Here is a 20,241-nt window from a genome sequence, read left to right on the forward strand (position 1 = left end):
ACTCGGGAATGCTCCGCATCGATCAAACCGCCGGGTTCCACCAATAACCGGCTCTCTGTAGGTAATCCTTGATGCTTGGTTCCTTCATCGTCGTTTCTTGCTATCGTTTTTCATAATTTATCACGATGGATTCAGGCATGTCAATAGACTACCGCCAAAATGTCACAATATTGTCTTTAATATGAGCGAAGGCGTCGGCATCTATACGAGCGTGAACGCTTCACTTTTGTTGCGATTATTGCTATTCTTCAAGTAAAGAAAATGATCGAGGGGGAGGACGGAGCAATGAAACAGATCGATCCCGAACAGCTGCTTGCGCTGATGGCGGACGGCTCGCTCGATGAGGCGCAGCTGGTGGACGTCAGAGAGCAAGAAGAATGGGACTACTACCATCTGGGGGAGGCCGAGCTGATCCCGATGCAGACGATACCCGGCAGGCTTGGCGAAATCGCCCGCGACAAGCCGGTATACGTCATTTGCGCTCACGGCGTCCGGAGTATGATGGTGTGCCGCTTTTTGGAAGAGAACAGTGTCGGCGACGTTATCAATGTGAATGGCGGCATGGCGGCGGTAGCAAGCTTGAGAGGTTTTCAATACGATTGATTGTCGCCGGAAACCGTTAGGACGACAAGGTACACCAAAAACCTCCATGCGCTTAACAGCGGTGGAGGTTTTTGCTTTACTATGATGACAGGCTGGATCCGGCGACGCAAATTAGGTGGTGCGTCTGGCAGCACCCGATCATTTCGATTCCGAAAAGAAAGGCAGCTGCGGCAGCGTTTCGTTCGCATACCACTTCGCTTTGCCGCCGAGGAAGTCCCCTTGCCGGACGGCTCCCGTTCCGACTAAAATATCGACGGTTTGTTGAACGCTTCCGGCGTTCATCTTTTTCGCTTGACCGGACTTGATCATCTGGTCGACATGGTAGACGAGATCTTGCGGGTTGAACGGTTTGAACGTTTTGCCCGTAACGAGTAAACTGGAAATATAGCTGTTCTTGAGATTCAAATTCAGCTGGTTCCACTCGTCGATGGTAAGAGGGGCGTTCTTGAGCAGCTCCGCAGCCTTCAGTTCTCCGCCGGCCGATTCGTTCCATTTGACGATCGCGTCATAGTACAGCTTCTGACCTTGGAGCGCGAACAGCTTGGCATCGGCGAACGCCGCATCCTTCTCCATTTCGCCGGCCAGCACGCTGCCTTTGACGGAATTGGCTTTGGACTGAAAGCTCTTGGCGGCATGGGCGAAAAGCTTCAGGCTTTTCAGGTATTGCTCGTGCGCTTCCTTCAGCAAAGGCGACGATTCCGGCATCGTATTCGTCACCATGCTTTCATACTTCTCGTCGGCGAGCTTGCCAAGTTCTTTAATGATGGATGCGGGGTCGACGGAGCCGCCCTGCGATTCGATTTCGTTCCAGCGCATGAACCACTTGTTCTGGAAATCCTTATACGGGAGAAAGACGGTATGATAGAATGAGACCAAGTACGTTTGATGGTAAGCGGTGAACCCCTTTGCCTCTTCCTCTTGCTTCGCTAAGATCGCTTCGTATTTGGCTTCCGCGCGTCCCTTGCCCATGCCGAATCCAAGGAAAAAAGATCCGAACGCGCACAGCAGCAAAAAGATAACGATAAAGACGAATATGTAGTCAAAGCGTGTCAATTTTCTCTCCATAAGCAGCTCCTTTCGGGCGATGATGTAGGCGCGTGTTTCGACGGCGCAAATTGCGTGTTTCCTCTTCCATTCGACAAATTATAGGTCGATAAGCCTAGTATAGGGGATCCCTTGCCAAAAAGGAATATGCCGTCCACGCGGAGCAGCGACACAACAGACTTGCGACTTACCAACTTTATGGCGTGAAAAGGCGGGAATGCATGAAAAAATGGAAGTTTCTTAAAAATATCCGTTTCCAGGTTCGCAATATCGACGAATTGGACGACCGCTTTTTGCTCGCGAATTTGTATCTGACACAGGCGCTTACTCTTATTATCGGAATGATCGTCTTCTTTTTTCAGAAAAATAAATTTTGGGAACATTTATCGTTCGCGGAGCCTCTTCGCATCGTGCTTTGGGGACTTGGATTCGCCGCCGCTTTCATCGCGGTCGACATGCTCATCTCGCGTTTCGTTCCGGAAGACGTCGCCGACGACGGCGGGATTAACGACAAGCTGTTCGGCCGAAGACCGATCTGGCATATCGCGCTAATATCCCTGGTGGTGGCGGTTTGCGAAGAGCTGCTTTTCCGCGGTGCCGTCCAGCACGCATTCGGTCCTTACTGGACGAGTATCCTGTTTGCCGCGATCCATATCCGGTATTTGCGGCATTGGATTATGACGGGGCTCGTGTTCGGCGTCAGCTACGGCCTCGGCTTGATCTATGTGCAAACAGGCACGCTATGGACGCCTATTATGGCTCATTTTGCGATCGATTTCGTAATGGGCTGCATGATTCGTTTTCGGAGGGAAGCAAATGACAAGGAGTAAAAGACATCATGGCGCTGCCGCCGGCGATAACAAAGAAGAGGGAAGCGGACTGCCGCCGCGAAGCGTCTCCCATCCGGCGGAGAGCGGCAAGTGGACGAAAATATTTTACAGGACGCTGCTGGCTTTGTTCATGCTGCTCATCGCGTCGTTGATCGGGTGGTTTTTATGGGAGAACCGGGAAACGTAAATCGGGACTGTTCGTATCTGAATTGCAACTGTTATATAACTTTTGTACGCTGTTATATATCGTGACAGAGGCCTAGGGCCTCTGTTTTTTTATGGAAATATCGCGGAACACCGCGTCATTACTAAGGGTTGAGAATGATTTTCAATTGTGTCTAAAATGTGTCACAAATCTGTTGCCCCTTTAATGCTCAACTGTTATAATGTTTTTAAACAAATTGTGGATGCCACGGAAACGGGTTCGCAAGCTTGTATGATCGAGAAGGCTGCATCAGTGATTACCCGCAAATTGCCTTGTACGGCAAGGCGCCAAAGCTCGATCTGTCGGTAATGGACGTCTGTAAAAACGTTTTCATTCATTGAAGGGGAAGAAAGGGGAACGAGCAACATGACCATCCTGCCCAAGAAGAACGAGCTTGGTTTTTTTGAAATTCGCCTCGAATCGATCGGTGGTCTAGGCGCGAACTTAGCGGGTAAAATGCTTGCGGAAGCGGGCGTCGTCGGAGTCGGGTTGAACGGTGTCAGCTTTTCGTCATACGGTTCGGAGAAGAAGGGGTCGGCGGTAAAGGCGCACATCCGGTTTTGCGATATGGAGACGCCGATTCGCGATACGTCGCCTGTCGAGCGGCCTCATGTCGTGGGTGTTTTCCATGAGGCGCTTTCCAAGACGATCAATGTCACCAGCGGAATTTACGAAGACAGCGTCGTGCTTATAAATTCGACCAAATCGCCGGAAGAGCTAAAAGAGAAAATGCATATGGTCGGAGGAACGATTGCGGTCATCGATGCGATCGGCATTTCGCTTGAGGAGAACAATCGCGTCAACATGGCGATGCTGGGCGCATTGTTCCGGCTTTGTCCGTTCCTGGATCCGCAAATCATGAGGGACGTTATCCGCAAGTCGCTGGAGAAAAAGTATCCGCAAGCCGTCGATCCCGCTCTGCGTACGTTCGACCGCGGCTACAACGAAGTGAAGTTCCAGACGTTCTCGCTGCCGGAAGGCGTCACGATGCCGGCATTCGTCCGTCACGATACGCCGGTACTCGGTTACGAAACCCAGCCGATCGGCGGTATGGTTTCGAATCCGGGCAACAGCGTGCTGAAGGATTTGAGCATTTCCCGTTCCGGCATGATGCCGCATTATTTTGAAGATAAATGTATTCATTGCGCCGCTTGCGATAACGTTTGCCCGGATTTCTGCTTCGTTTGGGAAGAACTGCCCGACAAGAAGGGGCGTCCGCAAATGTTTCTGCAGGGGATCGATTACCAATATTGCAAGGGCTGTTTGAAATGCGTTGCCGCTTGTCCGACCGAAGCGCTGGATAGCGCAAGGGAAACGGATGGCTACGGCGAAGCGAACCGAGTGCCGCACAAGTTTGATTTGGCAGTGAATTCTTAATCACTAGAGAAGGGTGTGAATTCGATGGCTATCGAAATCAAACGCGAGCTCGGTCAAGGGAAAGTCGAGCAGCGCATGGTGTATGAGTCCGGCAACGAGATGGCAGCCTATGCCGCGCATCAAATCAATTATCATATCATGGGTTATTTCCCGATATCGCCTTCTACGGAAGTGGCGCAGTTTCTGGATCTGATGAAGACGAGCGGGCAGCATGACGTCGTGCTGATTCCGGCCGACGGCGAACACGGCTCGGCAGGGGTGTGCTACGGCGCATCGACGGCCGGCGGGCGGGTTTTCAACGCGACAAGCGCGAACGGCTATTTGTACATGCTGGAGCAAATGCCGGTGCAGTCCGGAACGCGGTTCCCGATGGTGCTGAATCTCGTTTGCCGTTCGGTTTCCGGTCCTCTCAACATTCACGGCGACCATTCGGACTTGTATTACGCGCTGAACACGGGTTGGCCAATTCTTATGTGCCGCGATCCCCAAGCCGTCTACGACATGAATATCATGGCGATTAAATTGGCGGAAGACCCGGAGGTTCGCCTGCCGGTAATGGTTGCTTCCGACGGTTACTTCACGTCCCATCAGAAGCGCAGGGTGCAAACGTTCGCCCACCGGGCGGATGTGCATGCATTCGTCGGCGAGAAGCCGCCGGGCGGCTACCCGGACGTGCTCGACCGGAACAATCCGATCACCGTCGGACCGTACATGAACGAGCCGGACTATATCAACAACTGCTATCAGCAGTCTGTCGCCATGTATAACGCGGAGAAGGTGTTTGACCGCATCCGGGAGGAATACAAGGAGCTGACCGGACGCGACTATCCGATTCTTGACCTGTACCGGATGGATGACGCGGAGGTTGCCGTCTTCCTGATGAACTCCTCCTCGGAAATCATCAAGGATGTCGTCGATCAGCTCCGCGAGCAGGGCATTAAGGCAGGCTCGATCGCGCCGAACATGATTCGTCCGTTCCCGCAGAAGCAGATTGCCGAGGCGCTCCGCAACGTCAAAGCCGTTACGGTAGGCGACCGTTCCGATTCGTTCGGCGCATACGGCGGTAACATGACGAACGAAATCAAAGCGGCATTGTTTACGCACGGCAATAAGGATACGATGGTTGTCAGCCGTATTTACGGCTTGGGCGGCAAAGATTTCTACGCCGAAGACGGTCATGCCATGTTCCAGTATGCGCTGGACGCGATTAAAGCGGGGAAGGTCGAAACGCCTTTCGACTATCACGGCCATACGCCGGGGGATCCTTCCAAGGCGCCTAAACGGGTGCTGAACCCGATGAAGTTCGAGGATTTGAAAACAGGCCTGATTACGGTTACGCCTGACGAAACAAGCGGCAAGCTGAATGTCAAAATTCCGCCGCTCCGTTCGCTGACCAAGAAGCCGAAGCGGATTGCTCCAGGTCACGGCGCTTGTCCGGGCTGCGGCATTTTCTCCGGACTCGAGCTGTTCTTCAAGGGAATCGAAGGGGATATCGTATCGCTCTTCCATACGGGCTGCGCGATGGTCGTCACGACGGGGTACCCGTACAGCGCGCACAAGGCGACTTACATCCACAACCTGTTCCAGAACGGTGCGGCAACGCTGTCCGGCGTCGTAGAAATGTTCTGGGAACGCAAGCGCCGCGGCGAGCTCGATCATCTGAACTTGAAGGACGATTTCACGTTCGTCATGATCACGGGCGACGGCGGCATGGACATCGGTATGGGACCGGCAATCGGCGCCGCGCTGCGGAACCATAAAATGATCATTCTCGAATACGATAACGAAGGATACATGAACACGGGAGCGCAGCTTTCGTATTCGACGCCGCTCGGTCACCGCACGTCGACCTCCAACGTCGGCAAGCATCAAGGCGGCAAGTTGTTCCACCATAAAGACACCGCGCAAATTATGGCGGCGACGAACATCCCTTATGTATTCACGGGCTCCGAGGCTTACCCGATGGATCTTGTGAAGAAGGCTGCTAAAGCGCAATGGTATGCGCAGAACGAGGGGCTCGTTTACGGCAAAATCCTGATCACTTGCCCGCTCAACTGGCTGTCGGAGGAGAAGGAGGGCACGTCGATCATCAATTATGCTGTAGACTCCTGCTTCTTCCCGCTCTATGAAATTGAACGCGGCGTAACGTCGATTACGTTCAATCCGGAGGACAAGGGCAAGCGCGTGCCGGTTGCCGAGTGGCTCAAAACGATGGGCAAAACGAAGCATATGGTGAAGCCGGAATACGCCGAATCGCTCAAAAGCTTCGAGGACGAAGTGGAACGTCGCTGGGTGCGGCTGAAGGCTCGTCACGAAAACGAGTATTTGTAAGATACGCTAAAAGAGGCTGTGTCCGAAGCGGGGAATCCGCTTTGGCTCACAGCCTCTTTTACGTGCCTAGCTTTTCGGAATAACCGCCAGCTCCGCTGCCAGACTCCGGCTGATCGGGGTCATCGGTAGGCGAAGGGTCTCCGACTCAATGATGCCCTGTTGCGATAGCAGCCATTTCAGAGGAGCGGGATTCGGCTCTTGGAACAGAAGGCGGATTAAAGGCAGAAGCGCCTCGAAAGCTAGCTTCGCCTCTTGGATGCGATTCGCGCGGAAGAGTTCATATACGCGGACGAAACGCTCGGTTCTCACATTCGCGGAAGCAAGCATTCCGCCTTGAGCGCCGCAGCACAGCGATGCGAAGAAGCAGGCATCGTCCCCGCACAGCACCGGTTTCGGAGAGACGAGCGAGAGCTCCGATACCATTTGAAGACTGCCGGAGCTGTCTTTTAACCCGATGACGCCATCCATTTCCATAATCGTTCGCGCGGATTCCAACGTCAAGCCGACACCTGTGCGATGAGGAATGTCGTAAGCGATGACCGGTAAACCGACGGCGGCTATCCTGCGAAAGTGCTCGACAATACCTTCCTGGGAGGGCTTGTTGTAATAAGGGACGACGGCTAATGCCGCATCGGCGCCTTGGCTTGCCGCTTGCTCCGTCTTCTTTACCGCGTCCGCCGTGTCGTTGCTACCGGTTCCGGCTATGACAGGGATCCCTTTGGGGGAGACCGCCGCTTTGGCTGCCCGGATGAGAGCCGCCGCTTCATCTCCGCTAACCGTCGGACACTCTCCGGTCGTTCCATTCACGACGAGGCCGTTTATTCCGCTTGCGGTGACTTGCTCGGCAAGGTTATGGAAGGAAGTCCAATCGATTTTGCCGTCTGCATGAAAGGGAGTGACAATCGGGACGTATATTCCTCGTAATTGTTCTGCGGTCAGCATATGCAACAACCTCCGGTTTGGAATTGCTACTACTATACCATGGCTATAATCATCGAAGTTATCTATAATGTTTGATAACCACCATCGAAAATATTGATAAATAGGGAGGCGGCCGTTTTGGAATTGGATTACTACCGGTCTTTTCGCGAAGTAGCGAGACGCCAAAGCATGACGAGAGCGGCTGAATCGCTAGGCTACGCCCAATCGAGCGTGACGACGCAAATTCAGAAGCTGGAAAAGCATTATGGCGTTCCGTTGTTCGAAAGATGCGGCCGCACCTTGCGATTGACGCCGCCAGGGGAGATTTTGCTCAAGCTTGCATCCCAAATGCTGGAATCTTATGAAATTTCGCTCGAAACCGTAGGGAATCAAGCGTCAGGTACGCTGCTGATCGGTACGATCGATTCGCTAGCGGCATACTACCTACCACCCTACCTGCAGCAGCTTAGGCGATTGTGTCCGGAGCTTAACGTGCAGCTTCAGCCGGAAAGAGAGGATGTGTTAATAAAGAAAGTAAAGGAGGGGGATGCGGATGTAGGACTGCTGCTGGAGCGGGGGCCTGCCGATTCCGCACTGCGCTGCTTACCGGTAAGAGAAGAGCCGCTTGTTATCGTCGTGCCGACTGACCATCCTTTGGCGCAACTTGATAGAATAGAGCCGGCAGATCTAGAGGGAACGGAGCTGATCGTGTCCGAGGAAAGCTGCGTGTACCGAGGATATTTTGAACGAGCTTTAAAGGAGCGGCAGGTGCCTTACCGAATCGGATTCGAGCTGGGGAGCCTTGAGGCGATCAAGCAATGCGTTATTAACGGGCTAGGGGTCGGATTGCTACCGCAAATCGCGGCTGCGGAGGAAGCGAAGAACGGCAGGCTGAAGGCTCTGCCGCTTGTTCACCCCGATCTCCGTGTGGATATCCAACTGCTGATCCATCCCAAAAAGTGGATGAACCGGCCGCTGCAATTATTGTTGACGCTGCTTACGGGTTCCGATCATTCGATCTCGATCGCTCGCGGATCGACAAAGCCGTAGCCCTTCTCCTCCAGCTCGGTCAAGAGACCGTCTAGCGCTTGAACGGTCCAGGGAAGCTCGTGCATGAGAATATTGCTGCCTGCATGAAGCTGGTCGAGCACTTTTTGAATGACCAGCTCGGGTGTTTTTTTCGTTTCTTTTTCCTCCCAATCGAGCGAACCGTTCGACCAAGTCATGAACAGCATGTGCTCGGCTTTCGCTTTTTCTTTGACGTACTCATTAGAGGAGCCGAACGGCGGCCGGAAAAATTGCGGCGCGAAGCCGAGCGTATCTTTTACGATCGTCTGTACGTCCCCCAGCTGTTTATCGATGGAAGCATTCGATTCCTTCTTCAGATCGATATGGTCCCAGGAATGGTTGCCGATAATCTGGCCGCGGTCGTGAATGAGCTTCAGCAGCTCCGGATGCTGCTTAACCCGATAGCCGTTTACGAAAAAAATCGCTTTGGCCTTATGCTTGTCAAGCGTGTCGATCAAGCCGTCGATCATTCCCTTTTCTTTAGGTCCATCGTCAAAGGTGAGCAGAACAACCTTCTTATTCGAAACGTTAGGATCGATCGGCACAATATCGTAATTTTTGTTCATCCGGTACGTTTTGGCGATCGTTTGCTCGGCCGGCTTCGCGGGTTCCGGCATCGGAGTCGCGCTTGCCGAAGCGGATGGCTGCGCACTGACGGCTGCTGTCGGCGACGGAGCCGCCGGGGTTGCGGAAGCGGATGGAGAGGAAACGGCATCCTGACCCGAAGAGGAAGGAACATCGGCTCCGTTTTGGCAGGAGGCTGTAAACAAAGCAAGCGAGACGACTGCTGCTAATGTCAAACGGTTCATCGGTATCTCCTTTGCGCACATACCCTTGGTGAAGGGATCTGCCGGTTTATGGATAGGGCTGTGTTCTTGTATTGTACCACAAGGTTGCCGGTTCGCTTCCATGGCACCCTTTATTTTGTCGGCATAGATCCCTCCCGGCGGCGAAAACTAGAAGTGCGCCTTAAACAACGAACATAAGGAGGAGTACGCAGTGAAAATTGGTGCCTTTATGCTTGGCGGACTTGTAGGGGCGGCCGCGGCCGTCATGTTGAGCCGAAACAACCGCAGCAAGTGGATGATGGCCGGTTTAAGCTCTGCGGGTGAATCCGTGGGCCAAATGTTAAACAAAAACAATTGGTTAGCCGGTAACCGCGATTCGCGCAAATGGAGCTCGGATGCGGAAAACGGACAAGCGACGCCTATCAAGCACGGCTCCAGCCATGCTGCGGGCGCGGGACATGAGCACGTACAATCGCACGCCCAAACGGTGGCAAAATCGGATACGCATGCCGATGAGAAAGGGATCTTGAATCAAGTCAAAGAAATCGTGGACAAGGATCTCGAACTCAAAAAGCATGTTTCGCAAATCTTATCCGAGAATGAGACGCATTCGGCATTCAACAGCCATTAACGGCTCATGAAAAAAGTCGCCTTCATTCGAAGCGAAGCGATTTGTTGCACGTCCCAAAAAGCAGTACCGAGCAGAAGGTTAAGCGCTGGAGCGGCGCGGCTTTTGCCGGTGCTGCTTTTTTTATTTGCATGAGGGATATTTGCGGTTTTTCTTTATATTTCTTAATAAGGGCCTCTTCGGGCAATCGCCCGTTTTCGAAGGTGACGAGGCCGAATAAAAGAGGATGAATCCTGCTGCCGAACGGATTTTTTGACTATGAATGAAATTGGTATTTGGCCAAAAATAGTGATAACATGGTATAATAATTGATAGGCAGAGTACATGCATATACGGCACCTTTCGGTTGCGGCATCATATTCTGTATATTATATGCGGTTTTGCGAACCGCCGCCTGCAAGAGGGAGGATCCTGTATGAAAATAGAACGCTTAAGCCCAGATAAAATAAGGATTTTCCTTACCTTTGACGATTTGACGGAACGCGGCATTCAGAAAGAAGATATGTGGAGAGAAATTCCGAAAGTCCACGAGCTGTTCAGTGAAATGATGGAACAAGCATATTCCGAACTAGGGTTTGACGCGACAGGGCCTTTGGCGGTCGAAGTGTTCGCGCTTCCGGCGCAAGGAATGGTCGTAATCGTTACCAAAGGAAAGTCCGACGGAAATCGCGCGAGCGAGGAAACGGACGACGAGGACGAAGAAGTTTATGAAATGGAAGTGACGCTTGAGCACAGCGAGCTGATCTCCTACGCCTTTCACGAATTTGAGGACTTGCTTCGCATGGCGAAGGTCATTTTGCCGATCGTCGAGAACGACAACGGAGGAATCTTGTTTTCCTATCAAGGGAAATGGATTTTGCAGCTGGAGCCTCAAGACATCGACGAGAAGGACAGCCGTTACCAGGCGATCATTGCCGTTCTGTCCGAGTTCGGAGAAGCGACTTCGGTCACAAGAGCCGTTCTCGAGGAATACGGCAAAACGGTCATATCCGAGAACGCGATTCATGTTCTTTGTGAACATTTTAAATAATAGGATAGGCGTCAGGGGTACCCGATACCGATTCGCAATCATTCCTCCAGTAGGATAGGTATAAATGAGGCACTAAACAAGCGTCAGGCAACCTTGCGTTCGCCGGATGCTTTTTTGACTGAATAGAACATGCGGCGATAGCTAGTAGTACGGAACAATCAAGGCGATTGCCGGGCGGAAGACGAAGTTCATGCCAAATTGAAGGAAGTCGTGGAAAAAGCGTTCGAAAGTGTCTATAATGTTCATCAGAGCCGTAAAGTCGATATGCGCCAAGCCGTCATAAGTAGGCGAGCGGAATATGAGGGATGCAGCCCGTTTTAGGATGGGGGCAATGCCATATTCACGGTGCGCATGCGATGGAGAGGGGGGAAGCAGCATGATGACGCTATCTGTGCTGACGGCAGCGATTGCACCCGGAGTAGCGCTTTTATCGTATTTTTATTTGAAGGACCGCTACGAATCGGAGCCGATCGGAATGGTGATTCGCGTCTTCCTGTTTGGAGCACTGCTAGTTTTCCCGATCATGATGCTCCAGAGGGCGCTTGTGCTTGGCTTCGGCGAGAATCCGTTCGTTTTTTCGTTCCTGTTCTCATCGGGAATCGAGGAACTGCTCAAATGGTTTGTTGTCTATTATGTCATATATAAGCACGTGGAATTTGATGAGCCGTATGACGGAATCGTATACGCTGTCGCCGTATCGCTGGGTTTCGCGACGATCGAGAACGTGATCTACTCGCTGCTCAACTTTACGACGTTCTCAAGCTTATTGATGAGGGCTCTTTTACCGGTTTCCGGGCATGCGCTGTTCGGGGTCATGATGGGATATCATTTGGGGAGAGCGAAATTTCAACCGACCAGCGAGAAGAAGCATTTGTTGTTTTCGCTTGCGCTGCCTATTTTTTACCACGGCATGTTCGATTATATTATTTTGATGTCCAAATCGAATTGGATGTGGCTTATCCTGCCGCTTATGATATTTCTTTGGATCAGAGGGCTATGGAAGGTCAAGCATGCGAATGCAAGATCGCCTTTTCGCGTCGTGAGGCGGGAAGACGAGATTAAAATTTGATCCGTTTGTCAATAATGGGGGTACAGCCGTTAGTTCGATAGGAGGCGCCCATGACAGCCAATCGGGTAAAAGTGAGAATTCGCTGCATGCACTGCGGGGAACGGTTCATTTTGAAAGGCCGCAGAGACAAAGGGAAGGTGGATACCGGATTCCGCCAGTGCATTTGCAGCAATGAGCATGATTTCGATGTTGAAGTTCAGGACTACTGACTGAAGGCTATGCCTTGAAGTCGGTTCCTTCGATCGCCATTATCGGCCGAATTCGGCTAATACGGATCCATAACCCAAAGAGGCTCCCAAACGGGCCTCTTTTTTGCGTTCAACGCTTCGCTTCACTTTGTGGGGGTTGTAATTCGGGGCTCCCCGCAAAGTAATCGGAATAAGCTGCAACGTTTCGCTTCACTTTGTGGGGGTTGTAATTCGGGGCTCCCCGCAAAGTACTCGGAATTAGCTGCAACGCATCGCTTCACTTTGTGGGGAATGGTTGCATAATCGTTTGCCAATCAACGAAAGCTATTACCAACATTGGTTTGAAAGGGGAACGTTTCCATGTACAAACGATTGAGTGCGGTGCTGTTTCCTGTTTGTGCGCTTGGCCTTGTGGGGGCAGCGGTATGGGGTTATCAGGAGAATCAAGAGAAGAATGCGATTCTGATCAAAGCGGAAAACCAATATCAGCGCTCCTTTCACGATTTGTCTTACCATATGGAAAAGCTTAACTCAGAGCTTGGCAACACGATGGCGCTCAACACGACATCCAACGACATGTACCGGAAAGGGCTGATTAACGTATGGAGGTTGACGAGTCAGGCGCAAAATGAAATCAGCCAGCTGCCGCTGACGCTCTTGCCTTTTAGCAAGACCGAGGAGTTCCTTGACAATATCGCGAAGTTTACTTATGCGACCGCGGTTCGCGACTTGTCCAAACAGCCGCTGTCCCAGGAGGAAATCAAAACACTATCCACCCTGCATGAGCGCTCCAAAGAAATCAAGAACGAGCTGCGCTCGGTCCAATCGGAGGTTCTCGCCAAAAATTTGCGCTGGATGGATGTGGAGGTAGCGATCGCTTCGGAAAGCAAAAAGATGGATAACGTCATTGTGGACGGCTTCCAGCTGGTGGACAAAAAGGTCGGCGAGTACTCGGATGTCGATTGGGGACCGACGCTGGCCAGCATGAATCAGAAGCGGAATTTCTCCATGCTTTCCGGCAATGACGTAACGGCCGACGAGATCAAGGATAAGGCGGCTCAGTTTCTTGGCGACGGCACGCCGTTGACCGTAACGGAAAACGGGGCGGGCACCGAAACGAACACATTCAGCGTGACGGGCAAGCGTCCGGGAAGCGGCGAAGACGTTTACCTCGATTATGCGAAAAAAGGCGGCAAGCTTCTTTTCTTCATGTCGACGCGCGACGTTAAAAACAAGACGCTCGATATACGCGGGGCGCGCGACGCGGCGCTCGAATTCCTCGACAAGAACGGTTATGACGGCATGACGATCGTAAGCGCCGACGAATACGAGAATGTGGCGAATTTGACGTTTGCGGGCAAGCAGAACGACGTTATCCTTTATCCGGATAAGCTAACCGTCAAGGTTGCGCTTGATAACGGCGAGGTCACGGCGTTTCAAGGAACGGATTACGTCCTTCAGCATAAGGAGCGCAAGCTTGACGGCGCCAAGCTGACGGAAGAGCAAGCCAAAAAACAGCTGAATCCGAGCCTGGCCATAGAGTCTCATGTTATGGCACTGATTTTGAACGATATGAACGAGGAAGTGCTCTGCCACCAATTTACGGGCAAGCTGAACGGGGCGGATTACAATATTTATTTGAACGCCGATACCGGTATGGAAGAGAAAATCGAGTCCATTCCGCAGGCCGCTAAGCAAGCGGGCGCATAACGGCGGCTCACAGAAGATCGTCAATCCTTAGCGGTCAAGCTATAGGATTGGCGTTCTTTTTTTGTGCGCCTAGACGAACTCCTCGAATATCATGGCGTTATCGGGTTTTAAGGAAGGAACTTCTGTCGACTTTTGGCGGATTATGGGCTTTCACAAACGGAGCGTCGTGGTATAATCGAACTAGATGAAAGGGGAGGTGCTCTTTTTTTGCTGCCAAAAGTGAATCAGCTGCTTTATCTTCAAGTCAATTCCATCGATGAAGATGAAGCGCAGCAAGAGCTCAAATCACGTATCGCAGAGGTGAGCGATTCATACATAACGATGGAAGTGCCGATCAACGTCCAATCGGGAAGACTTAAGCGGCTTTATGCCGGAGACGAGCTGTCGGTTTATTTTTTGAGCGACGGGGGCGTCAAAAACTATTTTACAACGACGGTTTTAGGCTTTCGCGAAGAAATCATTCGACTCGTTCTGATCCGGACTCCGGAACCCGAAGCGATCACGAAAGTGCAGCGCCGCAGCTTTTTGCGCGTGCCGGCCGATCTTGAAATCGCCATCAAGTTCTCGGATCAGCTCCAGTTTGTCGCGGGTACGGAGGACGTCGGCGGCGGGGGTGTCTCTTTCATTTGCGACGGGAATATCCCTGTCGAGAGTAATATGCAAGCGAGCTGCTGGCTGCTCGTTCAGTATAAGAACGGCAAGCTCGATCATTTGCCTTTTAAGGGCGAAGTGGTAAGGGTTATCCAGATGGAAACGGGCAAACAGCTCGTTATGCTGCGATTCTCCGAAATTTCCGATCGCGACCGGCAGCAGATCATCCGTTATTGCTTCGAAAGACAGCTTGATTTGCGGAAATGATAGCGGAATGAAAGAAGCCCCGTTAGGGAATACTACGTCCGGTTACCGGCCAGATTCCTTAACGAACGGAGACGCATCGATGAAGAAGAAACCATTCGCCTACGAAAACGACTTTATTCGATTTTCGGATAAGGTCGAAAAAATAATCGTCTATGTCGTTTATGCGCTGATCGCCGGCGTCATCGTCTCGCAAGCTCTCCTGCAGCATAGCGCGGTAAGAGAATGGGTGACCCAGGTCGACGCGCTGGAAGGCGTTCATTATGAAGGCGGTTCGAATCGTTGAATCCGCAAGCCTTCTTTGCAAATCGCCGAGTAGATGTGTTATAATTTTCTTCGTTCGCAGGCGTCGCCTGCTTTTTTTACCACGTTCATGACTTGAAAAGTTCGATTGCCGCGAGCGAACGTATCGTCTTCATGTGGAAGAAGATCTCCGTTTCGCTTCCATGCCTGCGGCATTCCATCATTCTGGGAGGGGCAGCATTTGAACAAATTCAACATCGCCCTCGACGGTCCGGCGGGAGCCGGAAAAAGCACGGTTGCCCGGCTTGTCGCGAACGAACTGGGATTCGTGTATATCGACACCGGCGCCATGTACCGGGCGGTGACCTGGAAGGTGCTGGAGCAAAACATTGAGCCGAGCGATACCGCTAAGGTTATCGAAACGGCGCGAGCGATGGACATCGTGCTCAGGCCCGGTGCAACCGGACAACAGGTGCTAGTCGATGGGGAAGATGTCACCGATCGGATTCGATCGGCTGCGATTAACGCTAACGTATCGTTGGTCGCTCAAATTGCGGAAGTTCGCGAACTGCTTGTATCCAAGCAAAAAGCGATGGCCGCATCCAAAGGGGTTGTCATGGACGGCCGCGATATCGGCACGCAGGTGCTGCCTGATGCCGAAGTGAAAATTTTCTTGACCGCGAGCGCGCGGGAACGCGCGGAGCGCAGATACAAGGAAATGGACAAGCCAGCCATTACGCTCGAACAGCTGGAGCAGGAAATCGCAAGACGCGATAAGCTGGACTCCGAGCGTGACGTTTCGCCGCTCTTGCAGGCTCAAGATGCCGTGCTGCTCGACAGCTCGAACATGCCCTTGCAGGATGTCGTGGGTAAAGTGCTGGAGCTTTGCAGAGCTAAAGTAAGCGGAGGGGCATAGGCTATGTTATATCGCATATGTCGGAGGCTGCTGCGCATACTGTTTGCGGTGTTTTACCGGCTGAAAGCCGTCGGGACACATCACGTTCCGAAGCAGGGAGCGGTAATCCTGTGCGCAAACCATATCAGTACGTTCGATCCGCCTATCGTCGGCACGCCGCTTAACCGGGAAGTTCACTACATGGCCAAAGCTGAGCTGTTCGACATGCCGATACTCGGTTGGCTTATTCCACGAGTAGGTGCTTTCCCCGTCAAACGAGGGGGCGTCGGCAAGGAGACCATCAAGCTTACCCTGCAGATTCTTCGAGACGGTCGCGTAATGGGGATTTTCCCGGAAGGCACCCGTAAAAATCCGAGCGGAGAAGGCAAGAAAGGCGCTGCGATGTTTGCGATCCGGACAGGCGCAACGGTCATTCCGGTTTCGATCGTAGGCGAATACAAGCTTTTCCGCAGAATGACGGTTATTTATGGTCCTCCTGTCGACCTGAGCGAATTCGCAGAAGGAACTTCCGAGCAATTGGAAGCCGCTACGGATAAAATCATGAAGACGATTCGCTCGCAAGCGGAAGCTTACAAAAAAACGGCTAGAAATTGATTGCCGTGAATGGAAATGGTATCTTGGAATTATACTACAACATATATTGTTAATCCTGCCCATTATCTTTACAGTGGTTTGGGTCTTCTAAACGAGGAGGTAATCAAACATGTCTGAAGAAATGAAAACACCCGAAAACGAAGTGCAACCGGAAGCCGCGCAAGCGGAAACGGTAAACGAAACCGCAGCTCCAGAAGCCGCGGACAGCAGCGCCGACATGACGAACGTCATGACGATTAAAAAAGGTACTACCGTGAAAGGAAAGATCGTCAAAGTCGACAACGATCAAGCCTATGTTGATATCGGCTATAAATATGACGGCATCATTCCGATTCGTGAGCTTTCCTCCCTGCAGTTGAACAACGCTGCTGACGCCGTTCAGATCGGCCAAGATGTCGAACTGAAGGTGCTTTCGATAGACGACGGCAAAGAAAAGCTGCTTTTGTCCAAACGTGTCATCGACAGCGAGAAAGCTTGGGACGATCTTCAACAAAAGCTGGACAGCAAAGAGATCATCGAGGCAACGGTTGCCGACGTGGTCAAAGGCGGACTCGTCGTGGACATCGGTCTGCGCGGATTTATCCCGGCTTCGATGGTAGAACGTCATTTTGTAGAAGATTTCAGCGACTACAAAGGACGCACTTTGCGCTTGCGCGTCAAGGAACTCGATAAAGAGAAGAACAAAGTCATTCTCTCGCAAAAAGATGTACTGGACGAAGAGTTCGAAGCCAACAAGAAAACGATTATCTCCGGGCTGTCCGTCGGGCAAGAACTGGACGGAACCGTTCAGCGTCTTACGCAATTCGGCGCTTTCATCGATATCGGCGGAATCGACGGTCTCGTTCATATTTCGGAGATGGCTTGGCATCATGTCGAAAAACCGTCTGACGTTGTGAAGGAAGGCGACAAAGTTCGCGTTCACATTCTGAAGCTCGACCCTCAGAACGAGCGGATCAGCTTGAGCATCAGAGCTACTCAGCCAGGTCCTTGGCAAAGTCTCGGAAGCGAGTTCGAGATCGGGGCGATCGTAACCGGTACCGTGAAGCGTCTGGTTAGCTTCGGCGCTTTCGTCGAAGTGGCTCCTGGCGTGGAAGGACTTGTCCACATTTCGCAAATCGCTCACCGTCATATCGGAACACCTCATGAGGTGCTGAAGGATGGTCAAGAGGTTCAAGTGAAGATTCTCGACCTGAATCCGGACGAGAAGCGGATTAGCCTGAGCATCAAAGAAACGGAAGAGGCTCCGGCAGCTGCGCCGAAACCGGAACGCAGCGAACGTGGAGACCGCGGCGATCGCGGACCACGCGGAAACCGTCAGTCCAAAGAAGACAGAGAAGCTGTCGAGTACGCCGAGAAAATGAACCAAAGCTTGAACCTGACTCTTGGCGAGCGCTTTGGCGACAAACTGAGCAAATTCAAGTGATCGATCAGGAATGCGAACATAGGAAGACGGCGGGCCAAGCGGCCCGCCGTCTTTATTTAAGTCTCAGTTCGACTTCTCGGTAAACGCGCCGTCAAAGGACGGCGAAGCCGTTTATCCTTGCCGTTGGATTTGCGTAACGCGGATCATTTGACAGTTGTGCAACGTGCATGTTCGGACAGCGCCTGAATCATACTATGCGAAAGATACTGGGGTTCCCTTTCCATGTATACAGAAAGGAACGTAAAACATGAATCCGGGCTATTTATCGCTAATATGGATGGTCATGACGGTCATTCTCCTTGCAAGCGGCTGGAAGGACGTATTTCTTAGAGATGTTCCGAATGGGAAAATCGCGGTGTTTTTTGCTTTGTGGCTCCCGTTATCGTTCCTGCCTGTCGAAGTCGGGCGGATAACGATCTACGGCATTTACCCGCTACTGGCCATTATCGGGCTTTATGGCCTTGCTGCGCGTGACGCCGGTCAGCGCCGTCTGCAAATGGTTACGGCGATTATTTTACTCGGCACCGTCGATTTCGGGATGCGTCAAACGGAAGGGATTGCGGCTCCGGCGATGCCGGATTCATCCTTCGTTTTGGCTGTTGCGGTGACGCTGCTGGTAAGAAGGCCGGCAAAGCAAATTGCCGTGCTCTCTCTTAGCTTGCTCTTGAGCAGCGCGATGTTTCTGTATGTGACGGGCGGCAGGCTGCCGTCCGTACTCGGCGATGCGCGCTTTCAAGATCACTGGTGGATGACGGTCTGCTTGGCGCGAATATGGACCGTTCTTGCAGAAGGTATAGCCGCTGCGGCGAAAGCGGGGTATTCTTCGATCCTGGAGCGGACCAGACAGTGGCGCAAATAGAAAACGAATAAATATTCGCCAAGCGTGCGCTTTTTTGTTATGATGTAAGTTGTGTGTATGGGAAGAAAGTGCCAAGAATGACCGTGAAGCTGCAAGAAACGTTTGTTTCACCGATTCCCTCGTTGAGGGTAAAATAGCGGTAGACAAGCAGCGCAGCGATTTCTTCACTAGGGAATAGTTCATATGAGGAGTTGAAGGCAGTGGCAAGACCGACGATCGCAATTGTCGGCCGCCCGAATGTCGGGAAATCGACGATTTTCAACCGTATGGTTGGAGAGAGGCAGGCAATTGTTGAAGATAAGCCAGGTGTAACGCGGGATCGGATGTACGGATCGGGAGAATGGTTCAGCAAATCGTTCCATGTCATCGATACGGGCGGTATAGAAATTGACGGCGAGGATGAAATATTGCGCGCCGTAAGAGTGCAGGCGGAGCTTGCCATCGAGGAAGCGGACGTCATTATCTTTATGGTTGACGGCAAAACGGGCATTACGCCGGCGGACGAAGAGATCAGCCAGCTATTGTTCCGATCGGGCAAGCCGGTCGTGCTTGGGGTCAACAAGATCGACAACATCAAAATGCAGGAAGCGATTTATGAGTTTTACGCACTCGGCTTTGGCGACCCGATTCCGATATCGGGCGCGCACGGGATCGGGATGGGCGATCTGCTTGACGCAGCGATTGTTCACTTTCCGGAGTTAGAGGAAGAGGAATATGGCGACGATGTTATCAAGATTGCGGTTATCGGCCGTCCGAATGTCGGCAAGTCTTCGCTCGTTAACGCAATCCTGGGCGAGGAGCGGGTTATCGTCAGCAATATTGCCGGGACTACCCGCGATGCGATCGATACGCCGTTCGAACGGGAAGGCCAGAAATTCGTTCTGATCGATACCGCCGGCATGCGCAAACGCGGCAAGGTGTACGAAGCTACGGAAAAGTACAGCGTTATGCGTGCAATGAAAGCGATTGAGCGCGCCGATGTGGCGCTAGTGCTGATCAATGGCGAGGAAGGCATCATCGAGCAGGATAAGCATATCGCGGGTTACGCGCATGAAGCGGGTAAAGCGGCGATTTTCGTCGTAAACAAATGGGATGTCGTGGAGAAGGACGATAAAACGCTGCACCAATTTACGCAGACCATTCGCGACCATTTCTTGTTCATGTCGTATGCCCCGGTATTGTTCGTTTCCGCCAAGACGAAGCAAAGGCTGCATAAGCTGCTGCCGATGGTCGTAGAAGCGGCCGATCACCATTCCATGCGCATTCAAACGCATCTGCTGAACGAGGTTATTTCCGATGCGGTGGCGATCACGCCGCCTCCGACGGACAAGGGCCGCCGGCTTCGTTTGAATTATGTGACACAGGTATCGGTAAAGCCGCCGACATTCGTTTTATTCGCAAACGATCCGTCATTGATGCATTTTTCCTACGAGCGTTACTTGGAAAACAAGTTACGGGCCGCTTTCGACTTTTCGGGAACGCCGCTGCGCTTGTTTACTAGGAAAAAAACGTCGGGCGAAGAGTAATGCCCCGTTCCGTTCGCACAGCGGGCATTCCCC

Annotated in this window: 21 protein-coding genes and 1 other annotated feature (1 of these 22 running past the window's edge); of the genes, 18 read left to right on the top strand and 3 right to left on the bottom strand. The window is 52.2% G+C overall.

Annotated elements, in window-relative coordinates; translation table 11 throughout:
- Positions 1-97, bottom strand: a binding site (T-box leader); it reaches 157 nt to the left of the window's first position.
- A 188-nt stretch (positions 98-285) separates the two neighbouring features.
- Positions 286-603 carry a rhodanese-like domain-containing protein gene (locus ACKGJP_RS15775; RefSeq protein ID WP_409346569.1) on the top strand — a complete coding sequence of 106 codons (318 nt, stop codon included), beginning with the start codon at positions 286-288 and terminating at the stop codon, positions 601-603.
- Positions 604-741: 138 nt separating this feature from the next.
- Here the strand turns inward: ACKGJP_RS15775 and ACKGJP_RS15780 are convergent, their stop codons facing one another.
- Positions 742-1,668 (bottom strand): hypothetical protein, encoded by a 927-nt coding sequence (locus ACKGJP_RS15780; protein ID WP_409346570.1) that lies wholly within the window; start codon positions 1,666-1,668, stop codon positions 742-744.
- A gap of 200 nt (positions 1,669-1,868) precedes the next feature.
- Here ACKGJP_RS15780 and ACKGJP_RS15785 point away from each other — a divergent pair, with 200 nt between their 5' ends.
- The 4 genes from ACKGJP_RS15785 to ACKGJP_RS15800 all read left to right on the top strand — a co-directional run bounded on the left by ACKGJP_RS15785 (position 1,869) and on the right by ACKGJP_RS15800 (position 6,390).
- A complete protein-coding gene (locus ACKGJP_RS15785; RefSeq protein ID WP_409346571.1) occupies positions 1,869-2,477 on the top strand; it encodes a lysostaphin resistance A-like protein in 609 nt (202 codons plus the stop codon).
- Positions 2,464-2,664 (top strand): hypothetical protein, encoded by a 201-nt coding sequence (locus ACKGJP_RS15790; RefSeq protein WP_409346572.1) that lies wholly within the window; start codon positions 2,464-2,466, stop codon positions 2,662-2,664. The genes ACKGJP_RS15785 and ACKGJP_RS15790 overlap by 14 nt, the downstream gene beginning before the upstream one ends.
- A gap of 384 nt (positions 2,665-3,048) precedes the next feature.
- Positions 3,049-4,059, top strand: coding sequence for a 2-oxoacid:acceptor oxidoreductase family protein (locus ACKGJP_RS15795; RefSeq protein WP_409346573.1), 1,011 nt, complete (start codon positions 3,049-3,051; stop codon positions 4,057-4,059).
- A gap of 24 nt (positions 4,060-4,083) precedes the next feature.
- Positions 4,084-6,390, top strand: a complete 2,307-nt coding sequence (locus ACKGJP_RS15800; protein ID WP_409346574.1) for a thiamine pyrophosphate-dependent enzyme — start codon at positions 4,084-4,086, stop codon at positions 6,388-6,390.
- Positions 6,391-6,456: 66 nt separating this feature from the next.
- Here ACKGJP_RS15800 and dapA read toward each other — a convergent pair whose 3' ends face one another.
- Complete coding sequence (gene dapA, locus ACKGJP_RS15805) at positions 6,457-7,332, bottom strand: 4-hydroxy-tetrahydrodipicolinate synthase (RefSeq protein WP_409346575.1); 876 nt, start codon at positions 7,330-7,332, stop codon at positions 6,457-6,459.
- A 117-nt stretch (positions 7,333-7,449) separates the two neighbouring features.
- Here dapA and ACKGJP_RS15810 point away from each other — a divergent pair, with 117 nt between their 5' ends.
- The gene (locus ACKGJP_RS15810) at positions 7,450-8,361 is read left to right on the top strand and encodes a LysR family transcriptional regulator (RefSeq protein WP_409346576.1); all 912 of its coding nucleotides are present in this window, start codon (positions 7,450-7,452) and stop codon (positions 8,359-8,361) included.
- Here ACKGJP_RS15810 and ACKGJP_RS15815 read toward each other — a convergent pair.
- A complete protein-coding gene (locus tag ACKGJP_RS15815; protein ID WP_409346577.1) occupies positions 8,322-9,188 on the bottom strand; it encodes a polysaccharide deacetylase family protein in 867 nt (288 codons plus the stop codon). The genes ACKGJP_RS15810 and ACKGJP_RS15815 overlap by 40 nt on opposite strands.
- A gap of 190 nt (positions 9,189-9,378) precedes the next feature.
- On the opposite strand from ACKGJP_RS15815, the gene ACKGJP_RS15820 reads away from it, so the two are divergent.
- The 12 genes from ACKGJP_RS15820 to der all read left to right on the top strand — a co-directional run bounded on the left by ACKGJP_RS15820 (position 9,379) and on the right by der (position 20,208).
- Positions 9,379-9,798 carry a hypothetical protein gene (locus ACKGJP_RS15820; protein WP_409346578.1) on the top strand — a complete coding sequence of 140 codons (420 nt, stop codon included), beginning with the start codon at positions 9,379-9,381 and terminating at the stop codon, positions 9,796-9,798.
- A 412-nt stretch (positions 9,799-10,210) separates the two neighbouring features.
- Positions 10,211-10,825 carry a genetic competence negative regulator gene (locus ACKGJP_RS15825; RefSeq protein ID WP_409346579.1) on the top strand — a complete coding sequence of 205 codons (615 nt, stop codon included), beginning with the start codon at positions 10,211-10,213 and terminating at the stop codon, positions 10,823-10,825.
- A 376-nt stretch (positions 10,826-11,201) separates the two neighbouring features.
- On the top strand, positions 11,202-11,894 hold the full coding sequence (gene prsW, locus ACKGJP_RS15830; protein ID WP_409346580.1) for a glutamic-type intramembrane protease PrsW: 693 nt from the start codon (positions 11,202-11,204) through the stop codon (positions 11,892-11,894).
- 50 nt (positions 11,895-11,944) lie between these two features.
- Positions 11,945-12,103 carry a hypothetical protein gene (locus ACKGJP_RS15835; RefSeq protein ID WP_409346581.1) on the top strand — a complete coding sequence of 53 codons (159 nt, stop codon included), beginning with the start codon at positions 11,945-11,947 and terminating at the stop codon, positions 12,101-12,103.
- A gap of 339 nt (positions 12,104-12,442) precedes the next feature.
- Complete coding sequence (ypeB, locus tag ACKGJP_RS15840) at positions 12,443-13,792, top strand: germination protein YpeB (RefSeq protein ID WP_409346582.1); 1,350 nt, start codon at positions 12,443-12,445, stop codon at positions 13,790-13,792.
- Between the two features lie 207 nt (positions 13,793-13,999).
- Complete coding sequence (locus tag ACKGJP_RS15845; RefSeq protein WP_409346583.1) at positions 14,000-14,650, top strand: flagellar brake protein; 651 nt, start codon at positions 14,000-14,002, stop codon at positions 14,648-14,650.
- Positions 14,651-14,729: 79 nt separating this feature from the next.
- Positions 14,730-14,933, top strand: coding sequence for a hypothetical protein (locus ACKGJP_RS15850; RefSeq protein ID WP_409346584.1), 204 nt, complete (start codon positions 14,730-14,732; stop codon positions 14,931-14,933).
- 198 nt (positions 14,934-15,131) lie between these two features.
- Entirely contained in the window at positions 15,132-15,806 is a 675-nt protein-coding gene (cmk, locus tag ACKGJP_RS15855; RefSeq protein ID WP_409346585.1) for a (d)CMP kinase, read from the top strand.
- A 3-nt stretch (positions 15,807-15,809) separates the two neighbouring features.
- The gene (locus ACKGJP_RS15860) at positions 15,810-16,400 is read left to right on the top strand and encodes a lysophospholipid acyltransferase family protein (RefSeq protein ID WP_409346586.1); all 591 of its coding nucleotides are present in this window, start codon (positions 15,810-15,812) and stop codon (positions 16,398-16,400) included.
- A 109-nt stretch (positions 16,401-16,509) separates the two neighbouring features.
- A complete protein-coding gene (gene rpsA, locus ACKGJP_RS15865; RefSeq protein ID WP_409346587.1) occupies positions 16,510-17,823 on the top strand; it encodes a 30S ribosomal protein S1 in 1,314 nt (437 codons plus the stop codon).
- A gap of 247 nt (positions 17,824-18,070) precedes the next feature.
- Positions 18,071-18,682, top strand: a complete 612-nt coding sequence (locus ACKGJP_RS15870) for a hypothetical protein (RefSeq protein ID WP_409346588.1) — start codon at positions 18,071-18,073, stop codon at positions 18,680-18,682.
- A gap of 200 nt (positions 18,683-18,882) precedes the next feature.
- Positions 18,883-20,208 carry a ribosome biogenesis GTPase Der gene (gene der, locus ACKGJP_RS15875; protein WP_409346589.1) on the top strand — a complete coding sequence of 442 codons (1,326 nt, stop codon included), beginning with the start codon at positions 18,883-18,885 and terminating at the stop codon, positions 20,206-20,208.
- The last annotated feature ends 33 nt before the right edge of the window (positions 20,209-20,241 follow it).

This window comes from Paenibacillus litoralis (genome assembly GCF_046244365.1).
Lineage (GTDB): Bacteria > Bacillota > Bacilli > Paenibacillales > NBRC-103111 > Paenibacillus_V.